Genomic DNA, 10,909 nt, shown 5'->3' on the forward strand with positions numbered 1-10,909 from the left:
ATACGCAGATAGGCTCACCCCATGGGACACGGGCACGGGCACAGCCACGACTCCGCCGACCGCGTCGACCACGCCCTCGAGACCAGCCGGCGCGGCCTGCGCACGCTGGCGTGGTCGTTCGCCGCGCTGCTCGCGACCGCCGTCGCGCAGCTGGTGCTCGTGCTCGTCACCGGGTCGGTCGCGCTGCTCGGCGACACGATCCACAACTTCGCCGACGCGCTGACCGCCGTCCCGCTCGGCATCGCGTTCCTGCTCGGGCGACGGGCCGCGACGCGGCGCTACACCTACGGCCTCGGCCGCGCGGAAGACCTGGCCGGGGTGGTCGTCGTGCTGGTCGTCGCCGCTTCGGCGATGCTCGTCGGGTACGAGTCCGTCCTGCGGCTGGTCGAGCCGCGGCCGGTCGGTCACCCGTGGGTGGTCGCGGTGGCGGGGGTGATCGGCTTCGCCGGCAACGAAATCGTCGCGCGGTACCGGATCAAGGTCGGCCGGGAGATCGGCTCGGCCGCGCTGGTCGCCGACGGGGTCCACGCCCGCACGGACGGCTTCACGTCACTGGCCGTCGTCGCGGGCGCGGCCGGCGTGGCGTTCGGCTTCCCCGCGGCGGACCCGATCGTCGGGCTCGGCATCACGGTCGCGATCGTGTTCGTGCTGCGCGACGCGGCGAAGGAGGTGTTCCGGCGGCTGCTGGACGCCGTCGACCCGGCGTCGGTGGAGCTGGCCGAGCGGACGGCGCTCGAAGTCGACGGCGTGCTCGGCGCGCGTGACCTGCGGATGCGGTGGATCGGCCACCACCTGCGGGCCGAGCTGGCGGTGACCGTCGCGGCGGACCTGACGGTCCGAGAGGCCCACGCGCTCGCGCACGCCGTGGAGCACCGGCTGGTGCACGCGGTCGCGCGGCTGGCCGCGGTGGTCGTCCACACCGAACCGGCTACCGGGGCGGAGCGGGATCACCAGCCGCTCGCCCACCACCGGTGAGGCCGAACGCCAGCTTCAGGACGACCAGCAGCACCGTGCCGAGGATGAGCGGCTGCGCGAGGATCAGCTGGACGAGCGCCGGCATCGCCTTGAGCGTCGGCGCGGGGACGAACAGCCCGCCGATCGCCGTGATGAACGGGAAGCCGGCCAGCATCAGGTTGTCGCGCGACCAGTGCACGCCCGAGAGGACGTCGATCGCGCTGGCGAACAGCACGCCGAACAGCACCGTGCCCGCCGCGGCCAGCACCGGCAGCGGGACCGCCTGCAGCAGCCGGTCGAACGGGCCGAGCCCGCCCAGCACGAGCAGGATCACGCCGGTGGCCAGCGTGACGTACCGCGAGCCGACCTTCGTCACGCGCAGCAGGCCGATGTTGTCCGGGTAGGCCAAAGTGGACAGTCCGCCGAACACCGCGCCGACCGTGCTACCGAGGACCTCGCCGAACACGCCCTGGGCCACGCGGTGGGCCGACAGCTCCTGCCCGCCCCAGTCCGCGACGATGTCGTAGGTGGCGATGCTCTCGGCGATCGCGGGCAGCAGCGTGATGAAGAAGATCAGCACGAGGTCGCCGTGCACCTCGAAGCCGAACGGGAAGATCCGCGGCGCCGTGAAGCCGAGGTTCTCCCCCACCGCGCCGAAGTTGGTCGGCGCCAGCAGCGCGTAGACGAGCGTGCCCACGACCACGGCGACCAGGACCGCACCGCGGCGCAGCAGTTTTCCGCGGCGCAGCAACGTCAATGCGATGACGAGCGCCGCCGCGACGCCGCCCGCGACGAGGTTCACCCACGGGAAGCCGGGGCTCGTCGGTGTCCCCATCCAGTTGGGCAGCGCGGTGCTCGTCAGCTGGGTGGCCAGGATCAGCACCAGCACACCGGAAATGATCGGGTCACGCACGAACTTGGCCAGGTAGGTGATCGGCCCGAACCGCTTGAGCGGGATCGCGATGACGCACCAGATCAGCCCGGCGACGACCATCGACCCGAACGCCGCGCCGAGCCCGCCACGCCCGTGCCCGACGGCCAGCAGCGCGGCGAGCGAACCCGCGTACGGGCCCTGGATGATCGGCAGCCGCAGCAGGAAGACCGACTGCAGGATCACCACCAGCCCGGACGTCATGAACGTGACGCCGTAGAGGTAGGCGGTGTCGGTGGCGGACAGCTTGAACGCCGTGCCGATCAGCGCGGGGAAGATCAGCAGGCCCGCCATGCCGAGGATGTTCTGGATCCCCAGCCCGACCGCGCTGCCGACGCGGACCTTGTCGTCGATGCCGACGTCGAAGACGGGAACGGGCTCGGCCGGTGCCGGGACGGTGATGCGCGTGGTCATCGGAACTCCTGGGTTCTCACCGGACGGGACGCGGCGCGCGGAGGCGGGCGGCCCAGCGTTCGAGCATCCCGGCGAGCACCGTGCGGATCAGGTCGGACGCCTTCATCGGCGGGACTTCGGCTCGTGGCTTGCTCACCGGCGGCTCGGCCGGCACAGGTGCGGCGGGTTCGGCCGGCGTCGGTGCGGCGGCGGGCTCGTCGCCCTGCTCGATCCGCTCCCGCACCCGGGACGCCAGCTCGCCGACCATCCGGCCCGAGACGTCGGCCATGATCCCGCGGCCGAACTGCGCGAGCTTGCCCGAGATCGTCAGATCCGTGGCCAGCACGACGTTCGCGCCCTCGCCCGACGGCGTCACGCGCATCGTCGCGCGCGCTTTGGCCGTCCCGGAGCCGCGCGTGTCCTTGCCGTCGGCGAGCAGCACCGCCGTGCGCGCGACCGCGTCGCGCTCCACGACCTTCGCCACGCCTTGGTAGGCCGCGGTCACCGGGCCGACCTTGATCTTGACCTTGCCCTGGTAGGAGTCGTCGCCGAGGTCCTCGGTCAGCTCCGCACCCGGGAAGCACGCGGCGACGTTGTGGGCGTCCTGCAGGAAGCGGTACACCTCGTCGGGGTCGGCGGCGACCTCGAAGGAGTTCTCGATGAGCATCAGGAGACCCTCTTTTCAGCAACTGAGTCGACTACTGAGTCGGCAACTGAGGCGGCGGCGAGCAGGGCGTCGACGATGCGGGCGGGGGTGACCGGCGCCCGGGTCACGCGGGCGCCGAGCGGGCGCAGCGCGTCCTCGACGGCGTTGGCGATCGCGGCCGGCGGCGGGACCGTGCCGCCCTCCCCCGCGCCTTTCGCGCCGAGCGGGTTGAGCGGGCTGGGCGACTCGATGTGGAACAGCTCGACCGGTGGTACCTCGGCCGAGGACACCAGCGCGTAGTCGAGGTAGCTCGTGGCCTGTGGGGTGGCCTCGTCGTCGTAGACGGCTTCCTCGTACATCGCGTTGCCGAGGCCGTGGGCGAACCCGCCGAGCACCTGGCCGTCCACCAGCAGCGGGTTGATCACCTTCCCGCAGTCGTGGCCGATGACGTACTTGAGGATGGTGATCCCGCCCGTCTCCGGGTCGACCTCGACCAGCGCCGCGTGCGCGCCGCTGGCGTAAGCCGCCCGCTCCGGCGAGAAGTAGCTCGCCGTCTCCAGCCCGGCGGTGATCCCGCGCGGCAGCGTGATGCCGTGCTTGCCGATGTTCGCGACCTGCGCGAGCTGTTGCAGGGAAACGGACTTCTCGCGGTCGCCACCGAGACAGGCGTGGTCGCCGTCGAAGTCCACTTCGGACGCGTCGCAGCCGAGCAGCACCGCCGCCGTGTCGAGCAGCCGGGCCCGCATCTGCTTCGCCGCGTCGAACACCGCCGGCCCGCAGGTCGCCGTGATGCGTGAGGCGAACGTGCCCTGGCCGAACGGGATCCGCGCGGTGTCGCCGGTGGTGACCTCGATGTACTTCATGTCGAGGCCGAGGCCGTCGGCGGCGATCTGGGCGTAGATCGTCTCGTAGCCCTGGCCCTGCCCCGCCGCGGCGAGCGTCACCAGGATCCGGCCGCGGTTGGTGACGCGGATCTTCGCGCCTTCGTACGGGCCGAGGCCGCAGCCCTCGACGTACACCGCGAGCCCGATGCCGACGTACCGGCCTTCCTCACGGAGGCGAACTTGCTCGCGGCGGGCCTCGTCGTAACCGATGCGCTCGAGCGCGCCTTCCAGCAGCGCCGGGAAGTTCCCGCTGTCGTAGGTCAGCGGGCTGCCGTCGCGGAACATGATGCCGACCTGGTACGGGAACTCGTCGGCCTGGATGAGGTTGCGCCGCCGCACTTCCGCGGGGTCGAGGCCGAGGTGCGCCGCGATCCGGTCCATCATGCGTTCCATCACGAACACCGCCTGCGGCCGGCCCGCGCCCCGCACCGACGAGGTCGGGACCATGTTCGTGTAACAGGCCCGCAGCTCGATGTCGATGTTCGGCACCTTGTACGGGCCGGGCACCGTCGACGTCGTGATCGACGGGACCTGCAGCCCGGCGCAGTACGCGCCCTGGTCGTGCTCGATCACGTCCTTGACCGCCAGGAGCCGCCCGTCCGCGTCGAAGCCGACGTCGATCCGGTGCGTCTGCGAGCGTTCCATCATGGCCGAGACGAAGTTCTCCTGCCGGTCCTCGACCCACTTCACCGCGCGGCGCAGCCTCTTCGCGACCCACGGGATCACGACTTCTTCGCCGTAGAACTGGGCCTTCGGGCCGAAGCCACCGCCGACGTCCGGCGGGGCGATCACGCGCAGGTCGTCCTCGGCCATCTCGTAGATCATCGACAGCTGCTGGCGCGCGTAGTGCGGCGACTGGGTGGTGTCCCAGATGGTCAGCTGCCCGGTCGCCGGCTCGAACCGCGCGGCCACCGCGCGCGGTTCCATCGAGTGGCCGCCGCCGCGCATCTGGTAGAACTCTTCGCTCAGCGTGTGCGGCGCGGTGCTCAGGGCTTCCACCGCGTTTCCGGCGCTCTGGGTGAGCAACACGGCCACATTGGACTCGTCGCCGGTGTGGACCAGCGGGCCGCCGGGACGCAGCGCGGCGGCGGTGGAGCCGACGGCGGGCAGCACCTCGTAGTCGACGTCGATCAGTTCCAGCGCGTCCTCGGCGAGGTACCGCGACTCCGCGATGACGACGGCGAGGGGTTCGCCGACGTAGTGCAGCTCCTCCGGCGGCATCGGCAGCCGCGGGTAGTCCCGCAGCTGCGGGTGCAGCACCTTGGGCGCCAGGGGTTTCTGGATCTCCATCAGGTCGGCGCCGGAGAACACGGCGACGACGCCGGGCAGCGCGCGGGCTTCGCTCGCGTCGAACGCCGTGATCCGCGCGTGCGCGTGCGGCGAGCGCAGGAAGGCCGCCGCGAGGGCGTCGGGCAGGTCGAGGTCGTCGAGGTAGCGGCCGCGGCCGGTGAGCAGCCGCTGGTCCTCGCGGCGCGGCAGCCGCTGCCCGATCATGGCCTCAGGCATCGGACCGTCCGTTCGCGACGTCCAAAACGGACTGGACGAGCCCGGTGTAGCCGGTGCAGCGGCAGATGTTCCCGCTCAGCACCTCACGCGCCTCGGCTTCGTCGCGGACGGTGTCCTCGCGCAGCGCGGCCGTGACGCTCATCAGGAACCCGGGCGTGCAGAACCCGCACTGCAGGGCGTGGTTGCGCTTGAACGCCTGCTGCAGCGGCGCCAGCTCGCCGTCGGTGGCCAGGCCTTCGACGGTCTCGACTGCCGCGCCGTCCACCTGCACGGCGAGCATCAGGCACGCGCGCGTCGCGGCGCCGTCGACGATCACCGTGCACGCCCCGCAGACGCCGTGCTCGCAGCCGAGGTGCGTGCCGGTGAGCCGCAGCTTCTCGCGCAGGAAGTCGGCCAGGGTCAGCCGCGGGTCGACGACCTCGTCGAACGGCTCGCCGTTGACCGTGCCCCGGACCTGCCGGGTCGCTTGCTCAAGCATGGGCCTTCTCCCACTTCTGCTGGATGTCGGCCAGCGCGCGCTTGACCAGCACGCCGGTGAGCCGGGCGCGGTACTCGGCGCTCGCGTGGATGTCGCCGGTGGGGTCGACCTGGGCGCGGGCGGTGGCCTCAGCGGCCGCGCCCAGGTCGGGTCCGAGGGGCTGCCCGATGACGAGCAGCTCGGTGTCGGTGAGCCGGTGCGGGGTCGGCGCCACTCCGGCGGCCGCGATCCGGCACGCCGTGACGACACCGTCGTCCACTTCGCACACCACGGCGACGCCGGCCAGCGCGAAGTCACCGCGCCGGGTCGCGAACTCGCGGAACGCCGAGTACTGGTCGGCGCCGGGCCGCTCGACGCTCACCTGCAGCAGCAGCTCGTCCGGCTCCAGCGCGGTGGTGAGGTGGAACAGGAAGAAGTCCGCCGCGGACACGGTCCGGACGCCCCGGGCCGAGGCGAGCGTGAACTGCGCGTCCAGCACGGTGAGCACGCTCGGCAGCTCGGCGGCCGGGTCGGCGTGGGCCAGGCTGCCGCAGATGGTGCCGCGGTTGCGGATCTGCGGGTGGGCGACCTGGCGCAGGGCTTCGGGGAGGACCGGCAGCAGGCGTGCGGCCTCGGCCGAGCGTTCGAGCTGCCGCTGCCGGACCAGGGCGGGGATCGTGATCGTGGTTTCGCCGAACTCCGGCGTCCCCCACCGCTGCCCGATGCGGTTGATGTCGACGAGGTGCTCGACGTGGGCCAGGCGGAAGTTGAGCATCGGCATCAGGCTCTGGCCGCCGGCCAGGACCTTGGCCTCGTCGCCGAGGTCGCGCAGCAGCTCGAGGGCTTCGTCGAGCTCGCGCGGCGCGTGGTAGGTGAAGCGGGCGGGTTTCATCGGGTCTCCGTGACGCGGCGCAGGTGCTGCCGGACGCGGCCGGCGAGCAACGGGCGTTCGATGAGCGACAGGTGCCGCAGGTCGGGCAGGATTTCGAGCTCGGCGCCGTCGATGCCGTCGGCGAGCGCGCGGGCCATCGACGGCGGGGTGGCGTAGTCGTGCCGCCCCACCAGCACCAGGGTGGGCGCGGTGACCGACGCCAGCAGCGGCCGGGAGTCCATGGCGCCCATGGCGATCGAGGCCGCCGCGTGGGCTTCGCTGTTGGTGCGCAGGAAGATCTTGACGACGCGGTCGGCTTCCTCCGGGTGCCGGTCGCGGAACTCCGGGGAGAACCAGCGGTCGAGCTGGAAGGTCACCTGCTTCGCCCGCGGTACGGCGACGGCTTTCTGGGCGCGTTCGGCCCAGGCGGTGCCGGCGTCTTCGCCGTACCAGGCCGTCGTGTCGGCCAGCACGAGCGACCGGACGCGCCCGGGGTGGCGCCCGGCGAAGTTCACCGCGACACTGCCGCCCATCGACAGGCCGAGGAGGCTCGCCGAGGGCAGGTCGAGCGTGTCGAGGGTGCGGGCGACGTCGTCGGCGAGGTCCTCGATGCTGAACGGCTTGCCGTCCCAGGCGCTGTCGCCGTGGCCGCGCAGGTCGAGCGCGAAGACCTGGAACTCGTCGGAAAGCGCCTCGGCGAGCGGGGTCCACAGCTCGCCGGACAGCGCCAGCGGGTGCAGCAGGACCAGGGGCTCGCCTGCCCCGCGGCGGTGCACGGCCAAGGGCTTGCTCATGCGGGCCTCCGGAAGAGCGTGTCGGCGTTGGTGTGCAGGACCGCTTCGGCCGCCGCGGCGCCGAGGCCGCTTTCGCGCACGGTCCGGACCGGCTCGGGGTCGCCGAGTGCGAACGGGTAGTCGCTGCCGAGCAGCACCTTCCCGGGACCGACGAGCCCGGCGAGGAACGCGATCGACGGGCCGGACAGCCCGACGGTGTCGTAGTGGAAATCGCCGAGGTACGCGGACGGCTTCTCGCGCCGGAGCTCGCCGGCGAAGGCTTCCTTGGTGCGGTAGCCGCCGTCGAGGCGGTGGGCCTGGTAGGGCAGGAAACCGCCGCCGTGCACGAGGACGAGCCGCAGGCCGGGGTGGCGGTCGAGCACCCCGGCGAGGATCAGCTTGGTGATCGCGACGGTGTTGTCGATCAGCCGGCCGTGCACGTTGCCCATCGTGCCCAGCGAAGCGAGGTCCCCGGACGGCCCGCACGTCGGCGGGTGCAGCACCACCGGGATCCCCTCGGCCGCGGCGAGCGTCCACAGTGGATCGAACGACGGCTCGTGCGAGGCCGGGCCGGCGGGCGGGTCGGTGTTGAGGATCAGCCCTGCGAACTCGGGGCGCTTCCAGGCTTCGAGGAGGTCCTCGGCGGCCTGGTCGCCGTCGTCGGTGGCCACCGAAGCGAGGGCGACAGTACCGGCCGCCGACTCCGCCATCGCGTCGTTGACCGTGCGCGCCCAGTCCCGGGCGCGGGCCGGGTTCAGCGGCGCCGACTGGATGTCCAGCCACGGCGAAAGGATCTGCCGCGTGACGCCGGCTTGGCGCTGCCAGCCGGCCCGGGCGCCGGGCTCGGTCATCCGCGCGCCGATCGGCCGGGTCTCGCCGGTGCCGGGCACCGCCACCACCCAGCCCACCTCGGTGCGCCGCGCCGAGAACCCCGCGAAGGGGGCCTGTTCCAGCGCGGTCAGCAGCGAGGGCGGCACGATGTGCGCGTGCGTGTCGAGGACTTCCGTCCGACTCACCTCCACCGGTCGGGTTGGTGTCCTGACGCTAAGCCGGGGTCGCACGGGGGACCAGCGCGCTTTCCTGGCAGCAGGCGTAAGGAGAACTGACAGCCGGGGCCTCGCTTCCGGCGGGCGTTCGTGTTGCGATGAGCGGACGAGTCCACAGAGGAAGGCGGCGGTCGTGACGGAAACCCGGAACGTGGTCGTGGCGATCACCGGCGCCAGCGGAGCGTGCCTGGGCGTGCGCGTCCTGCAACTGCTGCGCGAGCGGCCGGAGTTCCGCACGCACCTGGTGCTGTCCAAGGCCGGGATCCTCACCCTGCGCCACGAATGCGACCTCACGGTGGCCGACGTCCGCGCGCTCGCCGACGTCACCTACCGGCCGGGCGAGATCGGGGCGACGATCGCGTCCGGCTCGTTCCCGGTCGCGGCGATGCTCGTCGTGCCGTGCTCGGTCAAGACGCTCTCGGCGATCGCCACCGGCTACACCGACGACCTGGTCAGCCGCGCCGCCGACGTCTGTCTCAAGGAGGGCCGGCCGCTGCTGCTGATGGTCCGCGAAACCCCGCTGCACCTGGGGCACCTCAAGTCGATGGTCGCGGTGACGGAGGCGGGCGCGATCATCGCGCCGCCGGTGCCGGCGTTCTACCCGCGGCCGCGGACCGTCGGGGACCTCGTCGACTACACGGCTCGCCGTGCGCTGGCCCGGGTGGGACTATGGGAGCTGGCGCCGGAACCGTGGGACGGCGAACTGACCAGGGCCGACCCGGCCGACCTGCTGGGGCGGTGACGAAAGGGACCGGGGTGCTGGAGGCGCGGCGGCTGCAGATCTTCTCCGCGGTGGCCGAGCACGGCTCGTTCACCGCGGCGGCGGAGGCCCTGTTCATGACGCATTCCGCCGTCTCGCAGCAGATGGCGCTGCTCGAACGGCAGCTGGGCGTGCCCCTGATGATCCGCGGGCCGCGCGGGATCGAGCTCACCGAGGCGGGCAAGCTGCTTTCGGAACGCAGCACCGGGTTGCTCGGCACGATCGCCCACATCGAGCAGGAGATGTCGGACCTCAAAGCACAGCATTCGTCGGTGCGGCTCGGCGCGTTCCCGACGGCCGGGGCCGACCTCATCCCCCGCGTCGTGCGCGAGTACCAGCGCCGGTACCCGGAGACGAAGATCGTGCTGCGCTCGGCGCACGCGTCCGACATGACCGCCGCCCTGCGCGACGGCTCGATCCACCTCGGCCTGGTCTGGGACTACGACTTCGACCCGCGTTCGGTGCCCGCCGACGTCGAGTGGGTCCACCTGGCCGACGACCCGCTGTGCGTGCTGGTGCCCCTCGATCATCCGGTCGCCGGGGAGTCCGAAGTGGAGCTGCGGGAGCTGGCCGGCGAGACGTGGGTGGTGCGCAGTCACCGGCCGCCCTACGACGAAGCGTTCACGACGTTGTGCCGGTTGTCCGGTTTCGAGCCGCGGATCGGCTTCGCGGCCGAGGACTACTTGTCGGTGCAGGGCCTGGTCGCGGCCGGGATCGGCATCGGCGCGGCCCCGCGGCTCGCGCTGGTCGCGCAGCGCCCCGACGTCGTCGCGGTGGCGATCGCCCCGGCGGCCCCGCGGCGGCGGATCGCGGCCGTGCGCCTGCTGGAGGCGAGTCATCCCCCCGCGGCGCGGCAGATGCTGGAAGTATTGCGGGTGGTGGCGACGACCGACCCGGAGGAACACGCGTGACCGAACCGCCCGACGTCCTGCGCCGGATGCTGCTCGACGGGCGCGCGGACGTCTCGCTGGTCGATCGGATCGTCGAGGACCTGGCCCGCCGGATCATCGACGGCTCCCTGCCCCCGGGCGCGGACGTCAACTCGGTCGACCTGGCCCGCCGGTTCAGCACTTCCCGGACACCGGTCCGGGAGGCGCTGCTGACGTTGCAGCGCGAAGGTCTGGTGGACATCCCGGCCCGCCGCCGGCCGCGGGTCGCGCCGGTGACGCTCGCCCAGGCGCGGGAGCTGTACGAGATCCGGGCTTCGCTGCACGCGCTGGTGAGCGAGCTGATCGTGGCCGGTTCTCCTGACTTGTCGGTGCTCGCTTCGTGGCAGGCGCACCTGCGGGACGACGCCGCTCGCGGGGACGTCGACGCGTACTTCTGGCACAACGTCTCGTTCCGGCAGGCGGAGGCGGAGGTGGCGGGCAACCGGCAGCTGACGCGGTTGCTGGGGTCGCTGGGACTGCGGACGTTGCAGCTGCGGCACGTGAGCTTGTCGCTGCCGGGACGGCTGGACCGGTCGGTGGCGGACCATGAGCGCCTGCTGGCGGCCTACGCCGACGGGGATGCCGCGCTCGCGGTGGCGTTGACGCGGTCGATCATCATGACGGGGCTGCATTCCATCGAGGCTTCCCAGTGGCCGGGTCTCGAGGTCGCGGACTGAGCTGTGGGTTCCGGCCGCGGCGCTGGTCTCGAAGGCTGGTCGGGCGCGCACGTGAACGTCATGAACGAGTCGTTCATGACGT

General features: G+C 72.3%; 11 protein-coding genes. 4 read left to right on the forward strand and 7 right to left on the reverse strand.

Annotated elements, in window-relative coordinates; genetic code table 11:
- The first annotated feature begins 21 nt into the window (after window positions 1-21).
- The gene (locus AB0C38_RS14040) at window positions 22-975 is read left to right on the forward strand and encodes a cation diffusion facilitator family transporter (protein WP_360671803.1); all 954 of its coding nucleotides are present in this window, start codon (window positions 22-24) and stop codon (window positions 973-975) included.
- Here AB0C38_RS14040 and AB0C38_RS14045 read toward each other — a convergent pair.
- From AB0C38_RS14045 to AB0C38_RS14075, 7 genes are read right to left on the reverse strand one after another with little or no spacing between them, the layout of a single operon-like run.
- Window positions 929-2,299 carry a solute carrier family 23 protein gene (locus AB0C38_RS14045; RefSeq protein ID WP_360671806.1) on the reverse strand — a complete coding sequence of 457 codons (1,371 nt, stop codon included), beginning with the start codon at window positions 2,297-2,299 and terminating at the stop codon, window positions 929-931. The two genes, AB0C38_RS14040 and AB0C38_RS14045, sit on opposite strands and share 47 nt — an antisense overlap.
- A gap of 16 nt (window positions 2,300-2,315) precedes the next feature.
- The gene (locus AB0C38_RS14050; RefSeq protein WP_360671808.1) at window positions 2,316-2,945 is read right to left on the reverse strand and encodes an SRPBCC family protein; all 630 of its coding nucleotides are present in this window, start codon (window positions 2,943-2,945) and stop codon (window positions 2,316-2,318) included.
- The gene (locus tag AB0C38_RS14055) at window positions 2,945-5,314 is read right to left on the reverse strand and encodes a xanthine dehydrogenase family protein molybdopterin-binding subunit (RefSeq protein ID WP_360671811.1); all 2,370 of its coding nucleotides are present in this window, start codon (window positions 5,312-5,314) and stop codon (window positions 2,945-2,947) included. Before AB0C38_RS14055 ends, AB0C38_RS14050 begins: the two co-directional genes overlap by 1 nt.
- Window positions 5,307-5,792 carry a (2Fe-2S)-binding protein gene (locus AB0C38_RS14060; protein WP_360671814.1) on the reverse strand — a complete coding sequence of 162 codons (486 nt, stop codon included), beginning with the start codon at window positions 5,790-5,792 and terminating at the stop codon, window positions 5,307-5,309. The genes AB0C38_RS14055 and AB0C38_RS14060 overlap by 8 nt, the downstream gene beginning before the upstream one ends.
- Entirely contained in the window at window positions 5,785-6,663 is an 879-nt protein-coding gene (locus AB0C38_RS14065) for a xanthine dehydrogenase family protein subunit M (RefSeq protein WP_360671817.1), read from the reverse strand. Before AB0C38_RS14065 ends, AB0C38_RS14060 begins: the two co-directional genes overlap by 8 nt.
- A complete protein-coding gene (locus tag AB0C38_RS14070) occupies window positions 6,660-7,436 on the reverse strand; it encodes an alpha/beta fold hydrolase (protein WP_360671820.1) in 777 nt (258 codons plus the stop codon). The genes AB0C38_RS14065 and AB0C38_RS14070 overlap by 4 nt, the downstream gene beginning before the upstream one ends.
- On the reverse strand, window positions 7,433-8,431 hold the full coding sequence (locus tag AB0C38_RS14075) for an amidohydrolase family protein (protein ID WP_360671822.1): 999 nt from the start codon (window positions 8,429-8,431) through the stop codon (window positions 7,433-7,435). Before AB0C38_RS14075 ends, AB0C38_RS14070 begins: the two co-directional genes overlap by 4 nt.
- Window positions 8,432-8,594: 163 nt before the next feature.
- Between AB0C38_RS14075 and AB0C38_RS14080 the strand changes: the two genes are divergently transcribed.
- Genes AB0C38_RS14080 through AB0C38_RS14090 form a run of 3 tightly spaced genes read left to right on the forward strand, consistent with a single transcriptional unit; the run spans window position 8,595 to window position 10,827 of the window.
- A complete protein-coding gene (locus tag AB0C38_RS14080) occupies window positions 8,595-9,203 on the forward strand; it encodes a UbiX family flavin prenyltransferase (RefSeq protein WP_360671826.1) in 609 nt (202 codons plus the stop codon).
- Complete coding sequence (locus tag AB0C38_RS14085) at window positions 9,200-10,132, forward strand: LysR family transcriptional regulator (RefSeq protein ID WP_360671829.1); 933 nt, start codon at window positions 9,200-9,202, stop codon at window positions 10,130-10,132. Before AB0C38_RS14080 ends, AB0C38_RS14085 begins: the two co-directional genes overlap by 4 nt.
- Window positions 10,129-10,827: a GntR family transcriptional regulator gene (locus AB0C38_RS14090; protein WP_360671832.1), complete on the forward strand. Its 699-nt coding sequence runs from the start codon at window positions 10,129-10,131 to the stop codon at window positions 10,825-10,827. The genes AB0C38_RS14085 and AB0C38_RS14090 overlap by 4 nt, the downstream gene beginning before the upstream one ends.
- Window positions 10,828-10,909 lie beyond the last annotated feature (82 nt).

This window comes from Amycolatopsis sp. NPDC048633 (assembly GCF_040650695.1).
Classification (GTDB): Bacteria; Actinomycetota; Actinomycetes; order Mycobacteriales; family Pseudonocardiaceae; genus Amycolatopsis.

Bases quoted from the DNA above. Each gene is read 5' to 3' on its own strand.
- AB0C38_RS14060 (WP_360671814.1), bottom strand. From the start codon at position 5,792: ATGCTTGAGCAAGCGACCCGGCAGGTCCGGGGCACGGTCAACGGCGAG.
- AB0C38_RS14045 (WP_360671806.1), bottom strand. From the start codon at position 2,299: ATGACCACGCGCATCACCGTCCCGGCACCGGCCGAGCCCGTTCCCGTC.
- AB0C38_RS14055 (WP_360671811.1), bottom strand. From the start codon at position 5,314: ATGCCTGAGGCCATGATCGGGCAGCGGCTGCCGCGCCGCGAGGACCAG.
- AB0C38_RS14050 (WP_360671808.1), bottom strand. From the start codon at position 2,945: ATGCTCATCGAGAACTCCTTCGAGGTCGCCGCCGACCCCGACGAGGTG.
- AB0C38_RS14065 (WP_360671817.1), bottom strand. From the start codon at position 6,663: ATGAAACCCGCCCGCTTCACCTACCACGCGCCGCGCGAGCTCGACGAA.
- AB0C38_RS14070 (WP_360671820.1), bottom strand. From the start codon at position 7,436: ATGAGCAAGCCCTTGGCCGTGCACCGCCGCGGGGCAGGCGAGCCCCTG.
- AB0C38_RS14040 (WP_360671803.1), top strand. From the start codon at position 22: ATGGGACACGGGCACGGGCACAGCCACGACTCCGCCGACCGCGTCGAC.